We start from the raw sequence: 24,815 nt of genomic DNA on the forward strand, positions 1-24,815 counted from the left end.
TTCATTCTACAGTCTCTGTAGGTTTTTGAAGGGTGTCGCGCAAGCCGGCAGCCCGTGAACGGGGTGCTACCCCGGGCTAAATTTCTGCAACTCGTCGTATCATACTCCACCACGAGGCCATTCCCGCAGCCTAAAAGAAAGATGATCGGGAGAAAAAAAAGATCTAAAAAAGCGCTTGAAGCTACAGTTGCTGTAGGTCGTATCTCTGCGTCTGACGGTGAATCGGATTGGAAACAGACATGGCGGACGGCAGCACTGCACAACGGGAATGGCGCGTCACGGGGATGGACTGCGGCACCTGCGCAGCCAAAGTGCGCGGTGCGGTAGAGCGCTTGCCGGGGGTTGCGAATGTTGATGTCGCGCTAATGTCAGAGCGGCTGCGACTTACGCTGGATGAGGGCGAAACATCGCCCGAGCAGATCGAGAATGCCGTGCGCAGTATCGGTTTTGGCATCTCTTCTAAGGGGGCGAAGGTAGAGAAACCAAAGGGCGGTTTCATCCTGCCGGACGATGCGATCATCGGCGCGGCAGCGGCACTGCCTCAGGACACTACGCCCGAAGAGGCATCCAGCGCCGCTTGGTATCAAACCGCGAAAGGCCGCTTGGTCCTCGGCAGCGGAGCTTTGCTTGCAGCAGCATGGGCATCATGGCTTTACCTGCCGGCTCAGGTTTCCCACTGGGGATTTGTTATCGCTACGCTGATCGGGTTGATCCCTGTCGCCCGTCGCGCGGTTGCCATGGCGAGGGTGGGCATGCCGTTTACCATCTAAATGCTGATGACGATCGCCGCGAGTGGTGCGTTGGTGATCGGAGAGTCGGAGGAAGCCGCGTTGGTAGTCTTTCTCTTTGCCGTAGGCGAGTTGTTGGAGGGTGTCTCCGCCGGTAAGGCGCGCAATAGCATTCGGGCTCTGACCAACTTGGTGCCAAAGTCGGCGCGGCTTGAGGTCGGCCGCAAAACGCGGGAGGTGGCGGCTGAGACACTCCGTTTCGGGCAGATCGTGCAGGTGCGCCCCGGTGATCGAGTGCCCTGTGACGGCGAAGTGGTCAGCGGCACTTCGGGCGTTGACGAAAGCCCGGTAACGGGCGAGAGCGTGCCGCGCCTTAAAGAACCGGGCGCGGATGTCTTTGCCGGATCGATCAACACAGAAGCGCTGCTGCGCGTGCGCGTTACCAAGGCCGCCGCGGACAACACCATCGCCCGTATTGTGAGACTGGTGGAAGAGGCCGAAAGCGCCCGTGCGCCGACCGAGCGTTTCATTGATCGATTCAGCCGCGTCTACATGCCCGCTATAGTTGGCACGGCCGTTTTGGTAGCCGTGGTGCCGCCGCTCGCCATCGGGGACGCTTGGGGCGAATGGGTCTATCGAGCGCTGGCTCTGCTGCTGATTGGCTGCCCCTGTGCGCTGGTGATCTCGGTGCCTGCGTCGATCACCTCGGCCCTGTCCACCGGGGCGCGCAACGGGTTGCTGATGAAGGGCGGCGCGGTGATTGAAGCTGCGGCGCAGATCACCCAGATCGCCTTTGACAAGACCGGGACGCTGACCCAAGGCAAGCCGCGGGTAACCGACGTGCAGGTACTTGTAGGAAATGAAGACGATCTATTGTCCCTTGCCGCCGGTGTCGAGAACGGCGCAAGCCACCCACTTGGCCAGGCAATTTGCGGCGCAGCTAATGCGCGTGAAATTGAGGCCGCTGCCGCGACACAGTCCCGCGCCTTGCCCGGCAAAGGGGCCGAGGCGTTGATCGCCGGAGCGACCATCTGCGTCGGTTCGCCCCGTTTGGCGGCAGAGCGCGGGGCGCTGTCAGACACATTGCGCGCCCAAGTGGAAACGCTCGAAGCACAGGGTAAAACCGTGGTAATCGTGTTGCGCGATGACGTGGCCCACGGTCTCATCGCGCTGCGCGATGAACCGCGTGCCGATGCCGCAGAGGCGGTGGCGCAATTGAACGCCTTGGGAATTTCGTCGGTGATGCTCACTGGGGACAACCAACGCACAGCAGCGGCCATCGCTAAAGGGCTGGGTATAGACCACCGTGCTGAGTTGATGCCCGAAGATAAGGTCGCGGCCATTCAAAACCTCACGGCTGAGGCGAAGGTCATGATGATCGGCGACGGCATCAATGACGCCCCTGCATTGGCCGCAGCGCACGTGGGTGTCGCGATGGACTCCGGCACCGATGTAGCGCTTGAGGCCGCCGATGCTGCAATCCTACGTGACCGGGTGACGGATGTGCCTGGTCAGATCCGCCTTGCTCGGGCAGCGATGAGGAATATCCGGCAGAACATCGCCATCGCCCTTGGGCTGAAGATCGTGTTTCTTGTCACTACGGTGCTGGGAATTACCGGTCTTTGGATCGCGATCTTGGCGGATACCGGGGCGACCGTCCTGGTCACGCTCAACGCCCTGCGGCTGCTGTATTTCCGCCCATCCACCGCCGAGCGGTTGGCCATCCCCGGCGGCCGCGCTACAACCCATGCCACCTATGAAACGACCGCTTGAACCTTTGAAAGGACTTCTCATGTTTCTCACACGACGTAGCCTGCTGGCCTGTTCCGCAAGCTTTGCCGCCGCACCATTTGCGGCATGGGCTGAAGAAAAGCCTGCGATCCACGTGATGAAAGACCCGAACTGTGGCTGCTGTTCGGCTTGGATAGAGATTCTGGAGACAGAGGGTTTCGCCGTAACGACCGAACGCAGCTTGGGAACGCTCTTGATCAAATACAAGCAAGACAACGGCATCCCGCAGAAAATGGCCTCTTGTCACACCGGAAAGATCGACGGCTATATGATCGAAGGTCACGTCCCACCTGCCGACATCCGCAACCTGCTGGCCGAGCGCCCAGATGCCATCGGTCTTGCCGTGCCGGGGATGCCCTATGGCTCGCCGGGGATGGGGCCGGAGAGTGAGCGCGACGCCTATGACGTCTATCTGATTGCCCGTGATGGCAGCAGCGAGGTGTTCTCAAGCTATGACGCTACATAGGGCCATGCGCTGAGAGTGGCTTGGCGTCGTGCCCCCTGGAACTTGCATGTCGGCCTTCGGGTTTTGATCCTGTTACCCAATCAGGGAGTAAGATCATGCAAGTTCAAGAAATCATGACGAGCAACCCGACCTGCTGCGGCCCCGACGCCTCGGTTCAGGAGGCTGCGAAGCTGACGGATGACAAGTCGGTCGGCTCCATTCCGGTGGTGAACGACGCCGGCGCGCCGTTTGCCGTTGTTACGGATCGCGACATTTGCTGCGGTGCGGTTGCGCAGGGAAAAGGCACCGATACGCGCGCGTCTGACGTCATGTCAAAAGACGTGCTGACTACCGCGCCGGACGATGATGTCGAGGAGTGCTGCACCAAGATGGAAGAGAAGCAGGTAAGGCGTGCAGTAGTCACTGATGCGGCTGGTAAATGCTGCGGCATCGTCGCACAGGCCGATGTGGCATGGGAAGCCAGCGGCAGCGAAACAGCAAAACTGGTGCAGAAAATCTCCCGTGACGAAAAAACATCGGGCTGCTGCTAACCAGGCTTTGCTTTGCTTGCGGGGCAAGACATCAAAACGCGGGGCACCCCGCGTTTTGATACACATAGCATTAAAGGGAAACGCTGATGGCACATGATCATGCCCATATTGACCCCGAGAGCGGCGACCGCAAAGTATCATTGGCCATCTGGGCGAATGCCCTACTGACCGTGGCGCAATTATTGGCGGTATTCTTGCGGGGTCGCTCGCGCTTATTGCGGACGCGCTGCATAATTTTTCCGATATGGCGTCGCTTGTCATCGCCTTCGTTGCACGTAAGATCGCGCGGCGCCCGGCAGATGCTCGGATGACATTTGGCTATGGCCGGATCGAAATCGTCGCGGCGCTGATTAACTGCACCACGCTTATTCTCGTTGGAGTATATTTGATCTACGAAGGCGGGATGCGCATGATTGATCCACCTCAGGTGGCAGGGTGGACGGTAGTCATTCTGGGTGGTGCCGCGCTCATGGTCGATACGCTGACGGCGCTGCTGACCTATTCGATGCAAAAGGGCAGCGTTAACATCAGGGCCTTGTTCTTGCACAACCTGTCGGATGCGCTGGCTTCGGTAGCGGTAATCATTGGTGGCACACTGAGCATTCTATATGACCTTCGCTGGGTCGATCCCGCGATCACCATCGGTATCGCGCTTTACATCCTTTACCTCGCACTTACCGAAATCGGGAGCCCGATCCGCATGCTGATGCTGGGCAGCCCGCCCGACATGGATGCTGGCGCAGTGGTTAAGGCGATGACCGATGTCGAGGGCGTCCGCGATGTGCATCACGTCCATCTCTGGCAGATGCAAGAGCATCAAGTGGCGCTTGATTGTCATGTGGTGTTGAGCGGACGAGATTGGATGGACTTGGAGGCTGTAAAGCAGGCGGTCAAGAAAAGTCTCGCAGACGAATTCGGCATTGGCCACTCGAGTCTTGAATTTGAAACTTCTGGGAATTCCCATAAGCATGCCGCGCTGTTCGGGCATGAAGGCGGTGCGACGGGCGCTGGCGAAGAGGGAAAACTCAGTGATGGGGCGTCGCACGACCGCTGAGGTCGCTTGCCATGCGCTGCGTCTTGCTGATCTATGAGCGTGCGGCGTTTTGCGCGCCCTCACTTTCTGGTGAGGGGATCGACAGCGACACATCGGGTCCCTATATCTCTTCCATGCGCATCCTGCTTCGCCTTGCCACATTCTGCCTCTCGCTCGTGCTTTTAACGGGCATCTTGGCGCATGATTTGGCGGCGGCGAACATGTCGATGCAGATGTCAGGTGTGACCTTATCCGCAATAATGGAAGAGGACGGTGGCTGCACCGCTTGTTTGCAGGAAAATCAAGGCGAAGCGGTGTGCGACATTGATTGCACAGCACCCGTCTTTGTGACCTCGCAGATGCTTCAGTCCCAACCCGAAAGCGTCCAGGGCTTCTTTGTGCCGGTGCCGGGCGATCTTGACCTCACCGGGGTCGATCCCGGGTCTGATCCTTTCCCACCGCGAACCATCTCCCTGAGTTGACCGGCCGCACCCAAGGGTGACGGCCCGGTTTCGCGACGCTTTCTGCCAACGGGCAGCGGCGCGCTCGACCCTACCTGTCACTTTCGGGAACGACCCTCATGCCTATTCAATCGACTCGCGCGATGTCGCGCAGGCGTGTGCTGACCGGCGGACTTGCCGCAGTTGGTGCCACGCTGATCCTACCTGATCCCTCTTTCGCGCTATCAAAAGGGGTGCCGATCCAAGCCTTGGGTTTCGACGGCGCCGTGCTTGTCGCGGCCTCAAAGCGCAGGCTGTGGCACCTGTCATCTTCGCAAGAAGCCAAGCCTTCGCCGGTGGAGCGCTCAATTGCCGCAATCGCAAGCCATCCCGAGACTCCTGGCACGATGTTCGCGGCAATCGATCCTGTCGGGCTCATGCGCAGTCGCGATGGGGGCAGTACATGGGCCGACGCCGGCGCGGGCCTGCCCGCGACCCGCGTCACGGCACTGACCCATAGTGCGCTCGAGCCAGACATGCTCTACGCCGCTCTTGCAGAGGACGGGCTTTGGCGCAGCATAGATGCGGGTGAAAGCTGGGAGTTCGTCATGGATCGGCCCTACCTCAACGGGGCTGAACGCGAAGTGCTGACGCTCGCATCGGTTGGCAATCCGACTGGCATGGGCGGCATCTGGCTCTATGCCGGAACCGACGCCGGGCTGACCCGCGTGCCTGATTGCTTTTGCCGCTGGCAGGATGTGACACCGGGCGACGCGATGGATGCGCTGGCTGCGGGCAAGACACCGCCGTCTGCCGAACCCTTGCCTGAGGGACAGTCTGTCCGCCATCTCGCGCTGTCGCCCAAAGCGTCTGAACGGCTCTATGCCGGGCTGGCAAGCGGCCTTTGGACGTCGACAGATGCTGGAGTGAATTGGACGCGCGCAGCGGCGGGAAAGATCGACGCGCTGGCTGTCGATCCTGTCGACCCTCAGCATCTTGCCGCCGTTCGCGACGGCATTCTTTCCGTCAGCCGCGATGGCGGCATGACCTTTGAACCTCTCAACATCCCTCAAGGAGATCAGACATGAACAGGAAATACACCTTCGGCGCGGCCGCGGCCGTAGCCGCCGCCGGTATCATCGGCTTTGCCACCTTCGGCATGGCTGAAAGCGACAACACGACGCCCGCCGACACTGCGGCAAGCACCGTCCCCGCAGATCGCCAAATGACCATCTGGCGCGATCCGTCCTGCGGCTGCTGCGATGCTTACGCCGATTATGCCGAAGAGAATGGCTATCACGTCACCCGTATTGACGACCGGAATTTCGACAAACGCTCGGTCGAGGTCGGCGTGCCAGAACAGGGGCTGGGGTGCCACCTTGCCGAGGTCGATGGCTACTACGTCAGCGGTTTGGTGCCTGTTGAGATTATCCAGCGTCTGACATCCGAGCGCCCCGAGGTCACCGGCATCACGCTGCCCGGTATGCCCCAGAACGCGCCCGGCATGGCAGGCAAGAGCGGCACGCTCAAGACCTACGCCTTCGGTGAGGACGGCGTGGCCGTGTATTCAAATGAATGAGGATAGAATGATGGGCATGATGAACGGGCCGATGTCGGTCGGAATGATTATCGTCTGTGGCCTGCTCTTCCTCTTGGTGCTAGCGGTGCTGGTGCTGGGTGTGCTGGCCTTGATCAAATACCTGCGGCGGCCCGCATGAACCGGTTGGGTCTGACCGCCGCTATCGGTGTCGCGGGCGCGGCGGCGGTCGCTGTCTGGGCCGGGGGGAAGGAGGACAGCCCTCCGGCGCTCGCCGTGTTCGGCGTGCCGGTGGACGCAGAGATGATTGAGCTTGGCGCGGGACTCTATGAGGAGACCTGCGCCTCCTGCCACGGCACAGACCTCGAGGGCCAACCTGACTGGCGCAGGCGGCTCGACAATGGCCGCATGCCCGCACCGCCGCATGATGAAACGGGTCATACATGGCACCACGCGGATCAGCAGCTTTTCGACATTACCAAGAACGGGCTGGCCTCGGTTGTGCCCGGTTATGAAAGCGACATGCCGGTGTTTGATGGCATTTTAAGCGATGACGAAATTACGGCGATCCTCGGCTATATCAAGAGCACTTGGCCCGAGCGGGAACGCGACTATCAAGCCGAGATTACCTCCAGAAGCGAGGAGGGATCATGAGCGGTATAGAGCGAAATGTCCGCAAGCCGCGATGGTTTGTGCTAATCGCCGCACTTCCTGTGACGGTCTTCGTAGCAATCGCAGCGGCCTTCCTGTGGGGGCTGTTCAACAATGAAGACAGCCTTCCCAGCACAATGATCGGCCGGGACATCCCGGAGTTTGATCTGCCCCCCATTGACGGACGCGAAAACGGCTTGTCTGCGGCAGATCTGCACGGCGAAGTTTCACTGGTGAACGTCTGGGCTTCTTGGTGCGTGCCATGCCGGGTTGAGATGCCGCTGCTGGTGGAACTGGCCCAAACGAAAACCGTGCTGATCCACGGTATTAACCTCAAGGACAAGCCCGCTGCCGCCCGAAGATTCCTGGCTGAGCTTGGCGACCCCTATGACCGGATCGGTGCCGATAGTTCTGGCCGGACCTCAATCGACTGGGGCGTCTATGGCGTGCCGGAAACCTTTGTTATCGATGCCGAAGGGAGCATCGCTTACAAACATGTCGGTCCATTTGACCGGCAGTCTCTGGAGAACGACATTCTTCCAGTGGTGCGTCGTCTGCAACAGGAGCAGGGGGCGTGAAGCGGCGCGTTTTTCTGGGCGGCGCACTAGCGCTTGGGTCCACGCCTGTCGCGGCGCGGACCCTGATGGTAGAGCATCAAAAGCCTTTACCTATGCTGTCGCCGTCCATCACGGATGGGGCCGGGCGGAGCCTGACTTTGGCAGAGTTTCGTGGCCGGACGCTTTTGCTCAACATCTGGGCGACATGGTGCGCTCCCTGCCGCCATGAGATGCCAACCCTTGACCGGCTTCAGGAACGATTGGGTCGCCCGGAGTTTCACGTTCTTGCACTCTCAACCGACAAGGGCGGGTTCGACGCTGTGCGCGCCTTCTATACGGAGATCGGCATCACGCATCTCGACCTTTATCTGGCAGACCAGTTGCGGGGGATGATGGCCTTTGGCGTCGTCGGCCTGCCCACCACATTGCTGGTCAACCCCGAAGGCCGCGAGGTCGCCCGCAAGGTCGGCCCCGCCGCGTGGGACAGCCCGGCGGCCATTTCTCAAATCCAACGCGTCATCACAAAAGGATAAACCTAACAGTGTCCCAATTCTCAAAAGCGAACCGGCCCTCATTCGCGATCACCATGCCTTCGCGGCGCCAGATCCTCATGCTGACCGGCTTTGCCGCCATCGGTGGAGGTGCAGCGCTGAATTGGGAGTGGTTGACCGCCGTGGGGGCCGCGCCCTTGCTCCTCAGTCTCGCCCCTTGTGCCGCCATGTGCGCCCTGGGGCTGTGCATGCGCGGCGGCTCTGGCTGCGCCAAAAACGATCCGGTGGCAAAACCGGACACCTCGACAGACTAAACCTCAATCGAAAGGAACTAACATGACCTACACAGTGAAACTTACCACCGCAGCCCTGACAGGTTTGCTGCTTGTCGCCACTATCGCTCAGGCGCAGGAGGCTAAACCCGAGACCGGGGATATGCCGATGGCCGATGGCGAGCATATGAAAGGCGACCTGGCTGACATGAAGGGCATGGAAGGCATGGAAGGGATGATGCCCATGATGAAAATGATGGCCGAGATGGGGCCGATGATGGAGACCTGCAACGAGATGATGCAGTCCATGAAAGAGCATATGGAAACGCCCCATACCGAAGATCAAAAAGGCTGACGCCCTTGGTTCGCCCGTCCAGGAGGCGGGCGAACCACCAGTGAAAGACATACTATGACCAAGATCACCACGACCCATCGTCGGCTTCGCATAATTCTTTGGACCACAGCAATCGCAGCTGTTGTTGTCGTTGCAGGTTTTGCGGTTATGCGCCCCGGCCATATCCCCTCGCATCAGGCCGTCTATCGCGGCGACGCAGATATTCGTTCCGAATTCGCGTTAATCGATCACGACGAGCAGGCCGTCACCCAAGACGATTATAAAGGTCGTTGGCAGCTTGTATTCTTCGGCTTTACCAATTGCCCGGACATCTGCCCAACCACTCTGGCCTATATGGGTAGCGTGCTGGACAAGCTTGGATCTGAAGCAAATCAGGTCGCCCCGCTGTTTGTGACCGTGGACCCAGAGCGCGACACACCTGAGGTTCTCAAGGACTATGTTGCAAATTTCCATCCGCAATTGACCGGGTTGACGGGCAGCACAGCGCAGGTTTCCGCGGCAGCGGATGCCTTCAAGGTCTACCATGAGAAACTCTCGAACGAGACCGCGCCGGACGGCTACATGATGGCCCATGCGGGTCACATTTACCTGATGGCCCCTGACGGTCGGTTTGATGCTGTATTTCTCGAAAGCGCGCAGCCGGTCGAAGAAATGGCTGAGCAAATTTCTATGCGCATCGCGAAAGAGAAGAGAAACCATTGACACAGAATTTACTGTTACCACCCCGCTTCGGGTTGCGGGCTGCGCGCATTTGCGCCGCGATGCTGTTCACCGTAACGCCTGCCTTTGCGGACCACCCAGGGGAGAACCTGAACCAAGCGATGGTGGGTAAAGAGGCCGCGTTTGAACCCATTGCGGCGCGAGAGGTGCCAGAGGTGAAATGGACGGCACCAGATGGCGACACGGGCTCTCTGGACGCAATGAGGGGCAAGATCACGGTGCTTAATTTTGCTCCTGATGCTTGCGGCAGCCCCTGTGACGCGCAGCAGGACCAACTCAGCAAAACGCTTGCCGCGCTCAATGCCAGTGCCATGCGCGAAATGGTCATCTTTGTCACCCTGCGCGATACGGCACCTGCGGTCCCGGCCGAGCAGAACTGGACAGCTGCGCAACTTTCCGACGTTGATCGCCTTGGTGACACGGTGAATGCCTTCGCCTCTGTGAGCGCCCGGAAAGATGGAGCCCCGATGGTGCATTTGCTCAACCGTGAGGGTGCGCAGGTTGGCATATTCCACGGGTCAGACTTTGAGCCGATAAACCTCGTTCTTTACATCAACGGGCTGACGCACCAGCGGCCCCATGCCGAACCCGGTTTTTGGCAACGCATAACGGGGTGGTTTCAATGACAAGCCAAAGTCTGGTCAGGCCACATTGGCTCACCACCCTGCGCCGTTTTGCCTTGCTAACGCTGCTGGGGCACCTTTTTTGGGAGGTTGCCCATATTCCGCTCTATACAATCTGGGTTGAGGGGACATGGGGCGATATCATCTTTGCCGTGGTCCATTGCACCGGAGGCGACCTGCTAATCGCCATGAGCAGCCTTCTGCTCGCACTGTTTTTCTTTGGCGCAGGCGCATGGCCGCAGTCGCGGGTCTATCCCGTGTTTGGCTCGATGCTTGCGATCGGATTTGCTTACACGATCTTTAGCGAATGGCTCAATATTGAGGTCCGCGAGGCTTGGGCCTACCGCGAGATCATGCCAGTCATCCCGTTTATCGACGCGGGCCTGACGCCGATGGTGCAATGGCTCGTCGTGCCTTTCGCAGCTTACTTCGGTGCGCTCAGGCGCTTATCAAAGGGAAAGGGGGCGCCGGGTGCTTGATGTCTCTTCCCTCGGGGTGATTGCAGCTTTACTGGCCGGAACGATCTCCTTTGTCTCGCCCTGTGTCTTGCCGCTGGTGCCGGGCTACGTCTCTTATATTGCCGGGCGCACTGGCGCCGCGGGCGCGGAGCGTAGTCGGAGCCAAGCGGTTTGGCTGAGCTTCTGCTTTGTGTTGGGGTTCTCAACGATCTTCATGGCGCTCGGTGCATCGGCCACAGCATTGGGGCAGGCGCTCTTGCGCTGGCGGTTCGAGCTGAACCTGATCGGGGGCGCGGTCGTGATCCTGTTTGGGTTGTTCATGCTGGGGGCCGCGCGCGTTCAAACAATGGAGCGTGACCTGCGGTTTAACCTCGACCTTCCCGGCGGGCAGCCGGTGGCGGCCTATGTCCTGGGCCTTGCCTTCGGCTTTGGTTGGACCCCCTGTATTGGACCGATCCTTGGTGCGATCCTGACAGCCAGTGCAGCAAGCGCCACGATATCAGAAGGCGTCTGGCTGTTAGGGATCTATTCGGCAGGTCTTGGCGTGCCGTTTTTGATCGTGGCCGCTTTTACCGATCAGGTTGCAACGCGCTTGCGGACGATTGGTGCGGTCGGGCGGCGTCTGCATCAAGTGGCGGGCGCGGTCATGGTCCTGATGGGGATCGGGATGATGACGGGTCAGCTTAGCGCCTTTTCTTGGTGGCTATTGGAAACATTCCCAATCCTGGGAGCAATCGGGTGAAACTATGTTGGAACCTTCCAGCGGAGGAGGTTGGTTAAGACTGCATAGCCTCGTTTCTGAGGTGCGCAGCAAGGAGAAAAACGATGTCGGACAGTGATATGATGGGCGGTGGCATGATGTTTGGCATGGGGGTCGGCTGGCTTCTGGTTATCGTGCTCTTGGTTTTGATGATTGCGGCGTTGGTGAAATATCTGCGCAAGTAAGACGGGAGGTGGGGCATGGAGACGTCCGATAAGCCAGTCATCGTCGTGACCGGATCAAGCGGCTATCTCGGCGCCGCGGTCGTTAAGCGGTTGCACGAAAATTACCGCGTTGTGGGGTTGGACCGCAGCTCGCCCCCGCATCCGCCCCATCAGGCTGAATGCATCTGTTTCGACATAACTGACCCGGGCAGCGTTGATAAAGCCTTGGCGCGACTGCGGTTGGCCTACGGAGACCGTATCGCGGCCTGCGTCCATCTTGCGGCGTTTTTTGACCTGAGCGGAGAAGACGATCCGGCCTATGACGCGGTGACGGTAGAGGGGAGCAAGCGGCTTTTGAAAGGGCTCCAAAATTTCGAGCTGGAACAATTCATTTTCACCTCCACCATGCTGGCACATGCGCCCACCGTGCAAGGCGACAAGATAGACGAAGAAGCACCCTTCGACCCCAAGCTGCCCTACCGCGCCTCGAAAATCCGCACCGAGGCGATGTTGCGCGAGGAAAAGGGCGAGGAAAAACTTGTTCTCATGCGGCCTGCTGGCATCTACGATGATGGCGGGCATTCGACCTTCTTGGCTCATCAAATATCCCGTATTTACGAAAAGCGGCTGAGCGGTAAAGTTTATCCCGGTGACCTGTCCCGCGGACAGGCGTTTTTGCATCTCGACGATCTCCTCAATGCCATTGAACGCATCGTCGACCGCCGCCAGACCCTGCCGGAAGTCTTTCCCGTGTTGTTGGGCGAAGCTGAGCCAATCCCCTTTGGCGAATTGCAGCGGTTGATCGGACGCGAACTGCATGGCGAAGATTGGGTGACATGGAATATCCCGCCCGCCGCCGCGAAACTTGGGGCATGGGCCGAGAACCGCATTTTTGGCGAGGACGCCTTTATCCGTGCGTGGATGGTGGATATCTCCAGCGATCACTACGAGCTTGATCTGTCACAGGCTAAGGAGCATCTGGGATGGACCCCGAAGCACAGCCTGCGTCACGATATGCCCCTCATGCTGCAAAAGCTGAAAGACGATCCGTATCGCTGTTATAAGGACAACGGCTTGAACGCCGCACGGGTTTCTGCGGCCAAGGTGGAGCAGGCGGCAGAAAAGGCTGCAGCCGAGGAGAAAGACGAGGGTGCCGCCGGACAGCAAATTGCTGTGCGCGAGCACGACAAACATATGCGCATGATGCATTTCCAAATGCTTTGGGTGCATTGGCTGGTTGCGGCATTGGGCCTCTGGCTCGCCACCGCGCCCTCGGTGTTCGGAACATTTGACCAGACCGAGTTCAGCGCCGCCGTGCAGCGCGTGACCGAAGATCGCGGGCTCTGGGCGGCTTCAATGCGCAGTTGGCTTACGGCGTGGAACAATGTCTTTACCGGTCTGGCCATCACCGCGCTGGCCTTCATCTCGATGAAACCCGGCAACGGTTGGGCGCAATGGGCGAATGCGGCGCTTGGGGGCTGGCTGCTTGCCGCGCCCTTGGTGTTCTGGACGCCTGACCCTGCGGTTTATGCCAATGACACCCTGATCGGCGCGCTGGTGATCGCGCTGACGATCCTGATCCCGATGATGCCCGGCATGTCGCGCGAGGGCATGATGGACAACGGGGACATTCCGCCGGGGTGGACCTATTGCCCCTCCACTTACGTCCAGCGGGTGCCAATTATCGCGCTCGGGGTGGTCGGTTTCCTGCTATCGCGCATTCTCACGGCCTATCAATTGGGGCATGTCGATGGAATCTGGGAGCCGTTCTTTTCCTCTCCATCCAACCTCAACGGCAGCGAATATATTGTTACCTCAGATGTCTCCAAGGCTTGGCCCATCGCTGACGGTGGCTTGGGGGCGATGAGCTATATGTTCGAGATCCTTATGGGGGTTATGGGCAGCCGTATGCGCTGGCGCACGATGCCGTGGATGGTGGCGCTTTTTGGCATTGTCGTAGGTCCGCTGGGGGTGATCAGCATCTATTTTATTATCATCCAGCCCATCGCAATCGGAACCTATTGCACGATCTGTCTGCTGGCCGCCGCCGCGATGCTGATCATGATCCCGTTCTCTTTGGATGAAATCGTCGCGATGCTGCAGTTCATGGTCTGGAACACCCGCCGTGGGCGCCCCTTTTGGCGGGCGTTTTTCCGGGGCGATGCGCTGCCGGGCTCAAGCAAAGGCGGCACGATGAGTTTTGATGCGCACCCTCGCGAGATCGCCCGGCAAAGTGCGCGGGGGGTCACTGTGCCTTGGACCTTAGGGGTGAGCGCTGCCATCGGCCTGTTTTTGATGTTGTCGCGTGCGATTTTTGACAATGCCCTGCCGCTGGCGGGCAGTGATCACTTGGTTGGCGCATTGGTGCTGACGACCGCTGTCATCGCCTGGGCCGAAGTTGCGCGGCCGTTTCGGTTTTTGAACATTGGCTTTGGGCTGTGGCTGATCGTGGCACCTTGGGTTCTGGGAGGCGGCACCATCGCGGGCAGCCTGATCGGTGTGCTGTCGGGCGTCGCGCTGCTCGGGTTGACCCTGCCGCGTGGAAAGCGCAACGCGGAGCATTATGGCAGTTGGGACCGCTATATCGTTTGAAGTCGAAGTGTCCAGAATTCGCATGCGGTAACCGCGTCGAGTTTCTGGAGTGCGTGTTGCGCCTAAAAATGAAGACTAACTCCCAAATAACTGCCTCTTGATAGCCCCAGTGCAACATATCGAGTTTGACCAACTCCGGTTTGGTCCGTCGCCTGTAAAGAATGCGAGGTTGCGACTGCGCATAGCTCCAAGCGTGACACGGTCACTAAGGGGCTCAGAGCAGCCTTGCGGCGATGCAGCGAAAGATCTCATGCAATACTGGGGTGGATGTTGGCTTCCTCTGCCTCGGCAAGTATAGGGCGCGTCTGCAGCGAACTTCCGCAATCCGCCCATTCTGTGGAAAAACAGCGTGTTGCTTGCGCAGAAAGCTGCGCTTTGAAGATCGCGCGAGCGTCTTTCCTATCAGGCTTTGCGCGTTTGCTGCGGTGCAGGAAAAATCTTAGCCAGTTTGCGGAGGTTTTGGGCGGTGGCGGCGAGGAGGAATTCGTCATTTGCACCGCATGGGCCACGTAATCGCAGTCGTCCCAGCCCGAGAATGCGTTTGAGGTGGGCAAAGAGCATTTCGACCTTTTTCCTGAGCTTCATCGCAATCTGATATTCTTCAGTTTTGGCCAAATCTCTGGCAACCTGACGCGCGTCTTCGTGCTCCTCGCGGGTGATCTTGCGCGCCTCAGCGTTGGGGCAGCATTTTTGCTTGGACGGGCAGACCTGGCAGACTTCTTTCAAGGCGCGATAGCGCGCGGTGCCCTTGCCCGTCGGCCCCCGGCTTGGATCAGAGTAATTCCGGCGGAACTGTTTGAGCGCGTGGCCCCCGGGGCAGATGTATTGGTCGTTCTGCGCATCCCAGTCAAAATCTGTGCGTGTCCAGGTCCTATCGGGGCGTCCGGCCTTGTCGATCACAGGGATGTAAGGATCGATCTTGCGTTCCACGAGCCAGCCGAGCATGGGGCCTGAACCATAGGCTGTGTCGGCGATCATCCAGTCGGGGACCAGGCCGAACTTGGCTTTCACCCGTGTAAGCATGGTCTGGGTCGATCCAACCTCGGCTTGTCGGATCGAACGGGTGCCTTCAACGTCCAATATGACACCGTGATCCGTGTCTATCAGGTAGTTATCGGAATAGCTGAAGAATGCCGGACCCTTACGCGCCGCCGTCCATTGGCTGGCGGGATCAGAATGCGAGGTGAACTTGGGCTGCACCTCGCTGGCCGCGCCAAATGCAGCCTTATCCAGCGTGTCGAGATACTCGCGCACGGCGCGGGGCGCATCAGCCGGATCAATGTGCGTTGCGTCCCAGTCTTCCTTCGGCGTGGAGTTCTGCTTTTTCGCATCGGCTTCGATCAGGCTGGCGTCAATCGCCATTCGCTGGCCGCTGACCAGACCTTCGGCGATGCAGCGCGCGACAGTCGCCTCAAACAGGTGGCGCAGCAGTTCGCTGTCCCGAAAACGCCCATGCCGGTTCTTGGAAAACGTCGAGTGATCCGGGACCCGGTCGCTCAGATCGAGGCGGCAGAACCAGCGATACGCGAGGTTCAGATGCACCTCTTCGCAGAGCCGTCGCTCAGAGCGAATGCCGAAGCAATAGCCGACCAGCAACATCCGGATCAGCAGCTCGGGATCGACCGACGGGCGGCCGGTATGGCTGTAGAAATCCGCAAGGTGGGCGCGGATGCTGCTCAGGTCGACGAACCGATCAATGGATCGAAGCAGGTGATCTTGGGGAACATGATCCTCCAGCGAGAACTCGTAGAACAGCGCCGGTTGCGCCTCCTGTCGTGGTCCCATCATCGCCAATACTCCCCCCGAATAAAGGGATTGAATCAGCAGTTCAGGCCGCGATCAAGGAAGAGTTTTTCAACAAAATAAGCCCAAAGATGCGTTTCGGTGACAATTAACAGACGACGAGAATAAATGATGCTTACGGCACCATGGCGTATTAAAGTTAGTTTAGCAGTTCACTTCGATCGGCCAGTGCAGCAGCAACTTGTTCTGCGATCTCCACTTCTCGCGAACTGAAGGCCGGATCGCCACGCAAGTAATTGACCGTACCCAAAACCGATTGGTCACGAACAATCGGAACATTCAACACAGCATTGAGCCCGAGCCCAAGAATGGTTTCGTAATCCGAAAATGCCCATCTGATATCAGCGGCCCCGAAACCGAGGTTTATCTTTCGGTCGATCAGAACGTTTTTGCCCCATTCCGTATCCCGCTTTGGTTTGCGACCGCTGACGGGGTAGCTCTCGGGCAAGGTAGAGTGAAGGCGTTCCACCTCCATCGTTGTGGCGTGGAAGCGCATCGCGGTGAACAACTGATTGTCGAGAGCTTCACCGCAGAGGTCAAACGCCTCCTTCAGCGGTATGTTCTGATCGGCGATGCGTTTGCAAATGTCCGTTGTCATGGTTTCGCTCCAGTTTTGGCCGTGCCCGCGCGCCGCGGGTCGGCGACCGCGTCCACGCCGGCCCCGTCGCGCAGGGCGATGCAGATCCCGCCCGCCATCCAGGTTCGGGCGGGCCATTCTTCGAGATCATGTCCGCGTGCGCGTAAGTCCTTTATCTGCTCCAGTGGCAGATCGGCTTCGTATAGCACCTTGTTAGGATGGACGTCATGTGGCGCGAAGCTGCCGGGATAGGCATAGGAAGCCACGCGGGGCGCCTCGACCGCCGCATGCGGAGCCTGTCCGTGGTCCAGCATGCCTAACAATACCTGCGCCATGGCCTGAACCTGTACGTCGCCGCCGGGCGTGCCCATGGCGAGCCAAGGTTTGCCATCCTTCAGTCCCAGAATAGGGTTCGGTGTGAGCCGCGGACGCTTGCCCGGTGCGAGAGCATTTAGGTGACCAGGGATCGCACGGCTCTGCGACCCGCGTGAGGAGACTGACAGCCCGGTGCCGGGGATCACCACGGTGTCATAGCTCGGATCGCTCGGGGTGGCGGAGAAGATGTTGCCGGCGCCGTCGATGACGCTGACGTGAGATGTATCGGCGCAGCCTACCTCGAACACCGGGCGTTCGCCCGAAGCCGCAAGAGCCGGGGCCTTAGGGGCGGGAAGCGGATCGGAGGTCTCCTGAATGCTGCGCAGCCGGTCCGCGATGAAGGCGGGGTCCAGCAGTGCCTCGGGGGCGATCTGCATGTAGCGGGGGTCGGTGACATGCGCTTCGCGGTCTGCGAACACGCGTTTCAGAACTTCGAGCAAGAAATGCAATTTAATCTGATCCCCGTCGCAGGTGGCGTCAGGGCCGGCCTGCTCCAGCATGGCAAGCGTCTGCGCCATTGAGATGCCCTGGCACCACGCGCCGCAGCAGTGGATTTGCGTGCCCCGGAATTCGACGGCGAAGGTCGGCTCTTCGCGGACCTCGTAAGAGGCGAGGTCCTCGGCCCGCAGCAGGCCGCCGTTCTTGGCGTGAAAGGCAACGATCTTTTGCGCGGTCGGGCCAGTGTAGAAAGCCGCGCGGGCGGCGGCCAGGCCGGCGCGCCGATCTCCACCCTCGGCACGGGCGGCACTTTCGGCGTCGATCAGCAGTTGCAAGGTTTTTGCAAGGTCGGTCTGAACGAAAAGCTCTCCGACCTTCGGCGGGCGGCCATCGGGCAGGAAGATCGCCGCCGTGGACGGAAAGCGCGCGTATTTCTCCTCCCGCGATGCAATGAAATCGGCCAGCAGGTGATAGACGTCGAAACCATCGCGGGCGGCCTGCACCGCCTCTTGCGCGACATCGCCGAAACCGAGCGTGCCGTGGGTCGCCAGAACCTTGATCCAGCTTGCCGGGGCGGCGGGGACGACGGTGCGCAGCAGACCCTCGGGCACGTGGTCGCCGTGGTCGCGCTGCATTTGCACCACGTCTGCCGCCTGCGGCCAGACCCCGACACCGTCGTAGCTGGTCACATGCTCGCGCGCCGCGTCATAGAGGATTACCGGCGCGACCCCGGCAAAAGACACCAGATCGGGCTGCACAACGGCCAGCGCTATCCCGGCTGCCACCCCGGCATCCACGGCGTTGCCGCCTCCGCGCAACACCCGCTCCGCGGCCCCGGTGGCGATGGGATGTCCGGTGGCCACTGCCCATTCTTCGCTCATCTCCACCCTCTCAACGCTGCAATATATTCCTGTGACAATTATTAACTACGTAGTTGACAAGTGCAATACCCCTCGTTCTATGATAGTTGTATGGAGAGCCCCTCAGATAGACTGTCCCTCGAGACCTTGGTCACCGCATGGGAAGACACGGCCCCCGATGGCAAGGGTCGGCCCAAGTACCTGCGTCTGAGCGAGGCTTTTACCCGCTGCATTCAGGACGGGACCTTCGCGCCCGGCGGCCAGCTTCCCGGCGAGACCGAGATCGCCGCCGCACTGCCTATCGGCCTGTCCACGGTGCAAAAGGGCCTGTCGCGGCTGGTCGAGCAGGGGTTGATCGTGCGCCACCGCAAGCGCGGCAGCTTCATCGCCGACGCACGTCATCAGGTACCCGAGGTGCATGTGTACCGCTTCCGCGACCCCGAGACGGGGGATTGGAAGATGCCCTATACCCGGGTGGTCGATATCCAGCGTCTGCCCACTGCCGAATCCGGGCCGCTGCTCATCGGTTTCGAGGCCGAGCAGGTGATCCGCATCGACCGGTTGGTCTGGGTCACCGGATCGCAACCGGCCTTCGGCACTATGTATTTGCGGTTCGACCACGCCGAGGCGCTGCTGTCGCGCCCCTTGGAAGAACTGCACGGCATTTCCTACCACCGCATGCTCTGGGAGCAGTTCCAGATCCGCACCGCCAAGGTCCGACACGAGGCGCGCGCCGACCTGCTGTCCCGGCAAGCCTGCCAGCATCTCGACCTCGCCGCGCCGCATGTGGGGATGATCTGGGACGCTCATGAACATGACAGCCAGGACAGGCTGCAACTGATCCAACGCTTCGAATTGCCCCGGGGCCACCGTTCGATGGAACTGGTGGAAAGCAAGCCCGGATTCTGACGACCAATAAAAGTGCAACTAACCTAATCAACAGTGGAGAGACCATGAAACGTATTCTGATGACCACCGTCGCTACCGTCCTGCTGGCCGCCGGGCCCGCGCTGGCCGAATGGAACCCTGACGGCCCGATCCGCCTGTGGATCGGCTATGGAGCCGGCGGCGGGACCGACGTGCAAGGCCGGACCCTCGCGAAGGAGATTGAGGCCAAGCGTGGCTGGCAGGTGATCCCCGAAAACAAGGCGGGCGACGACGGCACCGTGATGTCGGCGCAGCTCAAGGGAGAGGCTCCCGACGGCCAGACCCTGGGCTTCGCGATCACCACGACCTATGATTTCGCGCCGATGAACAGCGATAACCTGTCGCCCGAGGATTTCACCTATATCACCACGACCGCAGGCTCGCAGATGGCCGTGCTGGCGCGCGCCGAAAGTGGCTGGAAGACGCTCGACGATCTCAAAGCCGCCGCCGCCAATGAACCCATCGTCTGGGCCAACTGGGGCACGCAGGTCGAGGCCGGCACCGAAATCGTTGCCCGCGCGCTCGGGATCGACGTGAACCACCTGCGCATGAAGGGTGGCAGAGGCACGCTCAATGCGCTGGTGTCGATGGACGCCAACGTCGCCTGGGGTGGCGGTGTGCAGAAACCGCTGGTTGAGGCGGGCGAACTTGTGATCCTCTCCTCCGCCGAGACCGGTCCGGTGGCTCTTGCTCCAGAAATGCCGACGCTGATGGATCAGGGCATCGACCTGAACCTCGGCTACCAGTATATCATCACCGCCCCCGCGGGCATGCCTGACGAGATCCGCGACGAGATCGGCAGCGTAATCGCCGAGATCCTCGCCGACCCCGAGAGTGAGACACGTCAGTTCATCGAAAAGCAGTACCCACCTGCGCCGATCGTGACGCAGGGCGCGGAGCTGCGCGAGCAGATCCTCTCGACCTATGAGGCCAACGTATCGATGATGAAGGCACTGGCCGAATGACGCGAGGTCTCGTGGACACCGATGAAGGCGCCCCCTCTGGGGGGCGCTGGAACCTCTGGCTGGGCGGGGGCACGCTGGCGCTTGTCGCGCTTTGCCTTCTGGTTTGGTTTCCGCGGGACATCAGCAGCGGATTCCTAAAGAAGAGCCTGACCGGCGATACCATTCCCGGTGACGCGTTCTTTCCCACGCTGCTGGTTCTGCTGATGGTGCCGCTGGCGCTCTTGCTGATTGCAGGAGAGTTGCGGTCCAAAGGTCGCAAGGCGGGAGAGCCCGTTGGGCGTCTCACTCTCGACAACCTTTTGTTTCTGACCCGCGCCGGTCTCGTCACCACCGCTTCGCTGGCGTTGATGACCTGGGGCGGACCGCTGGTGGTCTGGGCCAGCAATGCCCTGGGCCTCTCCGACTTTTCTGGCTACCGAGCGGCCTCGGGGCGGTTTCCTTACAACGTTGCAGGGTTCTTCCTCGGCAGTACGGCTCTAAGCGCCAGCTATATTTACATCACCCGCCGCAGTCTGCGAACGCGCGACATCGTGGTCTCCATGCTCTCGACCGCTTTTTTGATCCTGCTGTTTGCCGGGTTGCTCGACAACATCCAACTGCCGCCGAACGCCGACCTCTGAAGGACACCCCTTGGACCTATTGCTGCAATATCTCGCGCTCGGAATCACTTCCGTCTTCACAGCCGCCGATGGCGGCATTTGGCTTTTGCCTACGGTCATGGTGCTGACCGGGGTGGTGATCGGCATTCTTGTTGGTGCCACCCCGGGCCTGTCTGGCCCCTTCGCCATGGCCATCGCGCTGCCGGTTCTTGTGTCGATCTTCGGCTACGGGAACGAGGCGCTCTATCCAGTGCTGGGCTGCCTCCTGGGGATCATGAAAGGCGCGACCGTGGGTGGTGCCGTGCCGGCCATACTGTTCAACACCCCCGGCACGCCCGATGCCTTCCTAACCACGGTGGACGGCTATCCCCTGGCGCAGAAGGGACAGGGTCGCAGGGCCATCCAGACTGCGCATTTTGCCTCCGTCGTGGGGGACAACTTTTCCGACCTCGTGCTTTTCATCGCCGCCCCGGTGCTGGCGGTGGCAGTGGAGCGGGTACTGGACCTGCCCGAGAAATCGGCCCTGATTATCCTGTCGCTATGTTTCATGGCTGCCGTTGTCGGCAAGGCCCCGTTGAAGGGCTTGATAGGCGGCCTTCTGGGGATGTTCGTTTCACTCGTGGGAACAACGATGTCGGGCGACGGGCCGCGCATGACGCTTGGCATCCCCGAGCTTGGCGGCGGGCTGCCGCTGACCTCCTGCGTACTGGGCGTGCTGGTACTATCCGAAGTGCTGATCGCGGTCGAAGACATGCGCCGCGATCGGGCGGCGGCCAAGGGGCCGGTCTCCGCTCCCGAAATGGGGCCGCGGCTGAGCTGGGCCGAGCGTTGGCGGATGATGCCGGCGATCTTGCGCGGCGCCAGCATCGGCACGATGATCGGCGCGCTGCCGGGGATCGGCACCACTACCGCCGCGACCCTGTCGCATGACACCGCGCGGTGCCGCTCGAAATCTCCCGACACCTTCGGCAAAGGCGCGATCGAGGGCGTGGTGGCGACGGAATCGGCGAACTCGGCCGTTTCCGGCGCAAACCTCATTCCAGTAATGAGCCTTGGCATTCCTGGCAATTTCGCCGCCGTCTTCATTATCCTGGCGGTCGAGACAATTGGCGATTTCGCCTTTGGGCCGCAGGTCTTCCGGTTCACTCCGATTAAAGAGATCGAGGGTTTTGATACGATCATGAACCGCGATCTGGTCATGGCCTTCGGCCTCTTTACGATGATGGTGATCGCCAACTTCTGCAACTGGAGCGTCGGCAGTTTCCTGATGAGCCAGTTGGGCCGTCTCATTCGGATTCCGAAGGACGTGATGTTGCCGGTGATCCTGACCGTCTCGCTCACCGCGGCCTATGTGCAGGACGGCGGCTATGTCGGTCTGCTGAGTGCCTGCGTCTTTGCCTTGATTGGCTACGTGCTGCGGCGCCTCGGGATTTCGATCCTGCCTTTTGTCATCGGTTTCCTGCTGGCCCCGGCCCTCGAAGGGCTGATCCGCGGCAGCTTCACCGCCTCGGGCGGCGATCCGTGGTTTCTCCTGAAGTCGCCCATCGCGCTTGTGATGCTTGCGCTGTCCGTCTGGTTGCTGGTGCGAATGTTCCGGCAGAATCGCGCGTAGCTTGAAGTTCTTTAATAAGAAAATGCCCACATTCTGAGTTAGCTCAAGTGGCAAAACCTTATTGTTTCGTAGAGCGATGATGTAGTGTGGACTCACATTGAAGCGCAATTTCTGATTTGCAATGTTATTCCAATCGGTTCCTGATTTCCATCAGCCTGCTTTCAAAGACCTCAGCGGGCGTCCAGTAGTCTAGGCACTTGCGCGGCGTTGCGTTGAGGCGCTGGCAAATCGACTTCAAATATCGATATGTCAGAGCCGTCGGTGCGGTTGATCTGGGCAGGTAATTCCTCAACCTGTTGTTCGTAATCTCAACAGTGCCTTTCTGATAGGGCGCTTGCTGGTCACAGAACCACGGAGCCGCACCCAGACCGGCCTTGAGATGCTTCCAGGCCAAGAATTCAGTGCCGTGATCAAACGTAATAGACTGGCGCGCATCGGCGGGCAGGGGAGCCAGGCCCTGGATCAGCGCCTCCATGATCGGTTTGGACTGGCGATCCTCGTTGCGCATGACGACAGCATACCGGCTCACCCGTTCGACCAGAGATGTCACGTTGACCTTTCCATGCTCCTTGCGGAACATCATCAGATCGCATTCCCAGTGGCCGAAATCGACACGCTCTGAGATGCTCTCAGGCCTGTAGGACAGGCTCTGCCTGTCGAAGATGTGAGTCCGGTTGTGCCTGCGGTAACCACGCGGCCTGCGGCGTCTGCGATGTTCGGGAAGATGGCGATAGAACTGTTCATCGCGACCATCTTTGGAATAGGCGAACCGATAGATCGTCTCGTGACTGACCCGGATCGGATGGCGCTCCAACCGCATGCGGCCCGCAATCTGTTCGGGTGACCAGCCAGCCTTCAATCGGTCTTCAATGGCTTCCTTCAGTTCAGGGTAAACGATCATCTTGCGATGGATCGCGCGGCGCGCCTCGTATTTGTCCTGAGCGACAAGCGCGTGGTATCCATCCAGTTCCGGTATCTCATTGTCAGTGTACCGATTGCGCTTGATGTCTCAGTAGATCGTGGAGGGATCGCGGCCCAGGCGATCCGCAATCTCTGAAATCGGCATTTTAGTTTCCAGCCACTTTGCAAGCTTGCGTCGTTCGTTCAGCTTCAGGTGACAGTAGTAACATCCCATTCTTTATACTCCATGCAACCCACTGTATTCGTGAAGAATTTGCGCTTCGTTTGTGAATCCACCTGTGGATTCTCAAGTGTCGTTGCAACGTTTTCCGCTATCTCAGTTTCATCAGTTCTTCCCTGAAGGCTTCAGTCGGCGTTTTCCATCCCAGGCACTTTCTGGGGGTGCCGTTCAAGCGGTCACAAATCGACTTCATATCTCGATTTGAGAGCGCGGCCACGGGCGCATCCCGTGGTAGGTAGCGGCGTGCACGTTTGTTCAAGTTCTCGACGGAACCCTTTTGCCACGGAGCCTGTGGATCACAAAACCAGGCCTCTGTGCCGATACCAGGCTTCAACTTACGCCAATTCCTGAACTCGATCCCACGGTCAAAGGTGATCGACTTGCGCGCCGGTTGGGGTAGGGGTTCCATCACACCCATCAAGCGGTTCATCAGATGCGTGGTGCTGCGGTCGTTGTTGCGGAACAGGACAGCAAAGCGGGTCTTCCGCTCGACCAGTGAGGCAACGTTCATCTTGCCCTGAGCGCGTTCGAATATCATCAAATCGCCTTCCCACTCGCCGAAAGTCTCGCGGCTATCAACGTAGTCAGGGCGTTCGTGAATTGAGCGATCCGGCGGGAACACAAGGCCTCGTGGCCTGCGCGCGTGATGCGGACGCCGTTTTTTCCGGCGGTTGGGCAGGTAGCGTGCGAGTTCTGCAGATTGACCATCTGGGCCGTAAACATAGGCGTAGATCGTTTCATGACTTACGCGGGTTGTTTGGCCTTCATATTGCAATCGGCCCGCGATCTGCTCTGGTGACCAACCTTCCTTGAGCTGCTTGATTACGGCTTTTCTCAAGCCGACAAGGCGCACCAGTTTGCGCCGCCGCGCACGTCTTTCGGTCGCCGCTTTTTGAGCAACCACGCCGTAGTATCCGTTCAGTTCCGGCAACTCTTTGTCGAAATAGTGATTGCGCTTGATCTCGCGATACACCGTGGAAACATGCCTGCCGATCTCTGCTGCAATCTCGCGCACAGCAATCTTGGCGTTCAACATGTCTTCTATCGCGCGTCGTTCACGCAGGTTAAGCTCTTTATGCGCCATCTTCCATTCTCCTTGCTTTCCAGCAAGATAGAGGAAATTTCGCAACCCAGTTTAGAATGTGCCCGTTTACAATACGTGAACTGATAATTAGGGTTATGTTACAATTTAGCCTTGGAAGCCTATGTTATACTGAATATTCTCCGACGAAAGATCACCGGAATTTGAGGTAAATATACGTCTCAGGATAACTGAGTTACCTCCACCTCGGTCGAGGCAGCTACCTTTCTGGTGTGACAATTGCCAATGTCCCCTATCAAGCGGTTTCG

The 24,815-nt window shown here is 59.6% G+C and carries 24 protein-coding genes and 3 pseudogenes; 22 read left to right on the forward strand and 5 right to left on the reverse strand.

What is annotated here, in order from left to right:
- The first annotated feature begins 239 nt into the window (after positions 1-239).
- From EE36_RS00615 to EE36_RS00695, 18 genes and pseudogenes are all read left to right on the forward strand, one after another.
- Positions 240-2,501, forward strand: a pseudogene (locus tag EE36_RS00615) (heavy metal translocating P-type ATPase).
- Positions 2,502-2,520: 19 nt separating this feature from the next.
- Complete coding sequence (locus EE36_RS00620) at positions 2,521-2,985, forward strand: DUF411 domain-containing protein (protein ID WP_005848449.1); 465 nt, start codon at positions 2,521-2,523, stop codon at positions 2,983-2,985.
- Between the two features lie 95 nt (positions 2,986-3,080).
- Positions 3,081-3,515 (forward strand): CBS domain-containing protein, encoded by a 435-nt coding sequence (locus EE36_RS00625; RefSeq protein ID WP_005848451.1) that lies wholly within the window; start codon positions 3,081-3,083, stop codon positions 3,513-3,515.
- 86 nt (positions 3,516-3,601) lie between these two features.
- Positions 3,602-4,569 (forward strand): annotated as a pseudogene (locus EE36_RS00630) (cation diffusion facilitator family transporter).
- Between the two features lie 23 nt (positions 4,570-4,592).
- On the forward strand, positions 4,593-5,030 hold the full coding sequence (locus tag EE36_RS00635; RefSeq protein ID WP_254655519.1) for a hypothetical protein: 438 nt from the start codon (positions 4,593-4,595) through the stop codon (positions 5,028-5,030).
- A 98-nt stretch (positions 5,031-5,128) separates the two neighbouring features.
- Complete coding sequence (locus EE36_RS00640; protein WP_254655520.1) at positions 5,129-6,076, forward strand: exo-alpha-sialidase; 948 nt, start codon at positions 5,129-5,131, stop codon at positions 6,074-6,076.
- On the forward strand, positions 6,073-6,567 hold the full coding sequence (locus tag EE36_RS00645; protein ID WP_005848459.1) for a DUF411 domain-containing protein: 495 nt from the start codon (positions 6,073-6,075) through the stop codon (positions 6,565-6,567). Before EE36_RS00640 ends, EE36_RS00645 begins: the two co-directional genes overlap by 4 nt.
- A gap of 7 nt (positions 6,568-6,574) precedes the next feature.
- Entirely contained in the window at positions 6,575-6,706 is a 132-nt protein-coding gene (locus EE36_RS17740) for a hypothetical protein (protein ID WP_005848461.1), read from the forward strand.
- On the forward strand, positions 6,703-7,179 hold the full coding sequence (locus EE36_RS00650) for a cytochrome c (protein ID WP_005848463.1): 477 nt from the start codon (positions 6,703-6,705) through the stop codon (positions 7,177-7,179). Before EE36_RS17740 ends, EE36_RS00650 begins: the two co-directional genes overlap by 4 nt.
- Positions 7,176-7,754 carry a DsbE family thiol:disulfide interchange protein gene (locus tag EE36_RS00655; RefSeq protein ID WP_005848465.1) on the forward strand — a complete coding sequence of 193 codons (579 nt, stop codon included), beginning with the start codon at positions 7,176-7,178 and terminating at the stop codon, positions 7,752-7,754. The genes EE36_RS00650 and EE36_RS00655 overlap by 4 nt, the downstream gene beginning before the upstream one ends.
- Complete coding sequence (locus EE36_RS00660) at positions 7,751-8,266, forward strand: TlpA disulfide reductase family protein (protein WP_005848467.1); 516 nt, start codon at positions 7,751-7,753, stop codon at positions 8,264-8,266. Before EE36_RS00655 ends, EE36_RS00660 begins: the two co-directional genes overlap by 4 nt.
- An 8-nt stretch (positions 8,267-8,274) precedes the next feature.
- Positions 8,275-8,538, forward strand: a complete 264-nt coding sequence (locus EE36_RS00665; RefSeq protein WP_005848469.1) for a hypothetical protein — start codon at positions 8,275-8,277, stop codon at positions 8,536-8,538.
- Between the two features lie 22 nt (positions 8,539-8,560).
- Entirely contained in the window at positions 8,561-8,851 is a 291-nt protein-coding gene (locus EE36_RS00670) for a hypothetical protein (RefSeq protein WP_005848471.1), read from the forward strand.
- A 54-nt stretch (positions 8,852-8,905) separates the two neighbouring features.
- Positions 8,906-9,553, forward strand: a complete 648-nt coding sequence (locus tag EE36_RS00675; RefSeq protein ID WP_005848473.1) for an SCO family protein — start codon at positions 8,906-8,908, stop codon at positions 9,551-9,553.
- Complete coding sequence (locus EE36_RS00680; RefSeq protein WP_254655521.1) at positions 9,550-10,197, forward strand: hypothetical protein; 648 nt, start codon at positions 9,550-9,552, stop codon at positions 10,195-10,197. Before EE36_RS00675 ends, EE36_RS00680 begins: the two co-directional genes overlap by 4 nt.
- Positions 10,194-10,673, forward strand: coding sequence for a hypothetical protein (locus tag EE36_RS00685; RefSeq protein ID WP_005848476.1), 480 nt, complete (start codon positions 10,194-10,196; stop codon positions 10,671-10,673). Before EE36_RS00680 ends, EE36_RS00685 begins: the two co-directional genes overlap by 4 nt.
- Entirely contained in the window at positions 10,666-11,394 is a 729-nt protein-coding gene (locus EE36_RS00690) for a cytochrome c biogenesis CcdA family protein (RefSeq protein ID WP_005848477.1), read from the forward strand. Before EE36_RS00685 ends, EE36_RS00690 begins: the two co-directional genes overlap by 8 nt.
- 218 nt (positions 11,395-11,612) lie before the next feature.
- Positions 11,613-14,168: an NAD-dependent epimerase/dehydratase family protein gene (locus tag EE36_RS00695; RefSeq protein ID WP_005848479.1), complete on the forward strand. Its 2,556-nt coding sequence runs from the start codon at positions 11,613-11,615 to the stop codon at positions 14,166-14,168.
- A gap of 402 nt (positions 14,169-14,570) precedes the next feature.
- Here EE36_RS00695 and EE36_RS00700 read toward each other — a convergent pair whose 3' ends face one another.
- The 3 genes from EE36_RS00700 to EE36_RS00710 form a co-directional block, all read right to left on the reverse strand.
- Positions 14,571-15,956 carry an IS1182 family transposase gene (locus tag EE36_RS00700; protein WP_005848480.1) on the reverse strand — a complete coding sequence of 462 codons (1,386 nt, stop codon included), beginning with the start codon at positions 15,954-15,956 and terminating at the stop codon, positions 14,571-14,573.
- A 154-nt stretch (positions 15,957-16,110) separates the two neighbouring features.
- The gene (locus EE36_RS00705; protein WP_005848481.1) at positions 16,111-16,569 is read right to left on the reverse strand and encodes a GAF domain-containing protein; all 459 of its coding nucleotides are present in this window, start codon (positions 16,567-16,569) and stop codon (positions 16,111-16,113) included.
- Positions 16,566-18,224, reverse strand: a complete 1,659-nt coding sequence (locus EE36_RS00710; RefSeq protein WP_254655522.1) for a gamma-glutamyltransferase family protein — start codon at positions 18,222-18,224, stop codon at positions 16,566-16,568. The genes EE36_RS00705 and EE36_RS00710 overlap by 4 nt, the downstream gene beginning before the upstream one ends.
- A gap of 108 nt (positions 18,225-18,332) precedes the next feature.
- On the opposite strand from EE36_RS00710, the gene EE36_RS00715 reads away from it, so the two are divergent.
- From EE36_RS00715 to EE36_RS00730, 4 genes are read left to right on the forward strand one after another with little or no spacing between them, the layout of a single operon-like run.
- Positions 18,333-19,130 (forward strand): GntR family transcriptional regulator, encoded by a 798-nt coding sequence (locus EE36_RS00715; RefSeq protein WP_005848483.1) that lies wholly within the window; start codon positions 18,333-18,335, stop codon positions 19,128-19,130.
- A 44-nt stretch (positions 19,131-19,174) separates the two neighbouring features.
- Positions 19,175-20,113: a tripartite tricarboxylate transporter substrate binding protein gene (locus EE36_RS00720; protein ID WP_005848484.1), complete on the forward strand. Its 939-nt coding sequence runs from the start codon at positions 19,175-19,177 to the stop codon at positions 20,111-20,113.
- Positions 20,110-20,733: a hypothetical protein gene (locus tag EE36_RS00725; RefSeq protein WP_005848485.1), complete on the forward strand. Its 624-nt coding sequence runs from the start codon at positions 20,110-20,112 to the stop codon at positions 20,731-20,733. Before EE36_RS00720 ends, EE36_RS00725 begins: the two co-directional genes overlap by 4 nt.
- A 10-nt stretch (positions 20,734-20,743) precedes the next feature.
- Positions 20,744-22,324 carry a tripartite tricarboxylate transporter permease gene (locus EE36_RS00730; RefSeq protein ID WP_005848486.1) on the forward strand — a complete coding sequence of 527 codons (1,581 nt, stop codon included), beginning with the start codon at positions 20,744-20,746 and terminating at the stop codon, positions 22,322-22,324.
- Between the two features lie 124 nt (positions 22,325-22,448).
- Here EE36_RS00730 and EE36_RS00735 read toward each other — a convergent pair.
- Both EE36_RS00735 and EE36_RS00740 read right to left on the reverse strand, forming a co-directional pair.
- Positions 22,449-23,459 (reverse strand): annotated as a pseudogene (locus tag EE36_RS00735) (IS30 family transposase).
- 97 nt (positions 23,460-23,556) lie between these two features.
- Positions 23,557-24,549, reverse strand: a complete 993-nt coding sequence (locus EE36_RS00740; RefSeq protein ID WP_005848490.1) for an IS30 family transposase — start codon at positions 24,547-24,549, stop codon at positions 23,557-23,559.
- Positions 24,550-24,815 lie beyond the last annotated feature (266 nt).

The sequence above is a fragment of the Sulfitobacter sp. EE-36 genome (assembly GCF_000152605.1).
Classification (GTDB): Bacteria; Pseudomonadota; Alphaproteobacteria; order Rhodobacterales; family Rhodobacteraceae; genus Sulfitobacter; species Sulfitobacter pontiacus.

Coding starts and splice junctions, on each gene's coding strand:
- EE36_RS00670 (WP_005848471.1), top strand. CDS start 8,561: ATGACCTACACAGTGAAACTTACCACCGCAGCCCTGACAGGTTTGCTG.
- EE36_RS00720 (WP_005848484.1), top strand. CDS start 19,175: ATGAAACGTATTCTGATGACCACCGTCGCTACCGTCCTGCTGGCCGCC.
- EE36_RS00650 (WP_005848463.1), top strand. CDS start 6,703: ATGAACCGGTTGGGTCTGACCGCCGCTATCGGTGTCGCGGGCGCGGCG.
- EE36_RS00645 (WP_005848459.1), top strand. CDS start 6,073: ATGAACAGGAAATACACCTTCGGCGCGGCCGCGGCCGTAGCCGCCGCC.
- EE36_RS00740 (WP_005848490.1), bottom strand. CDS start 24,549: ATGGCGCATAAAGAGCTTAACCTGCGTGAACGACGCGCGATAGAAGAC.
- EE36_RS00640 (WP_254655520.1), top strand. CDS start 5,129: ATGCCTATTCAATCGACTCGCGCGATGTCGCGCAGGCGTGTGCTGACC.
- EE36_RS00625 (WP_005848451.1), top strand. CDS start 3,081: ATGCAAGTTCAAGAAATCATGACGAGCAACCCGACCTGCTGCGGCCCC.
- EE36_RS00655 (WP_005848465.1), top strand. CDS start 7,176: ATGAGCGGTATAGAGCGAAATGTCCGCAAGCCGCGATGGTTTGTGCTA.
- EE36_RS00685 (WP_005848476.1), top strand. CDS start 10,194: ATGACAAGCCAAAGTCTGGTCAGGCCACATTGGCTCACCACCCTGCGC.
- EE36_RS17740 (WP_005848461.1), top strand. CDS start 6,575: ATGATGGGCATGATGAACGGGCCGATGTCGGTCGGAATGATTATCGTC.
- EE36_RS00675 (WP_005848473.1), top strand. CDS start 8,906: ATGACCAAGATCACCACGACCCATCGTCGGCTTCGCATAATTCTTTGG.
- EE36_RS00695 (WP_005848479.1), top strand. CDS start 11,613: ATGGAGACGTCCGATAAGCCAGTCATCGTCGTGACCGGATCAAGCGGC.
- EE36_RS00700 (WP_005848480.1), bottom strand. CDS start 15,956: ATGATGGGACCACGACAGGAGGCGCAACCGGCGCTGTTCTACGAGTTC.
- EE36_RS00725 (WP_005848485.1), top strand. CDS start 20,110: ATGACGCGAGGTCTCGTGGACACCGATGAAGGCGCCCCCTCTGGGGGG.
- EE36_RS00620 (WP_005848449.1), top strand. CDS start 2,521: ATGTTTCTCACACGACGTAGCCTGCTGGCCTGTTCCGCAAGCTTTGCC.
- EE36_RS00715 (WP_005848483.1), top strand. CDS start 18,333: ATGGAGAGCCCCTCAGATAGACTGTCCCTCGAGACCTTGGTCACCGCA.
- EE36_RS00705 (WP_005848481.1), bottom strand. CDS start 16,569: ATGACAACGGACATTTGCAAACGCATCGCCGATCAGAACATACCGCTG.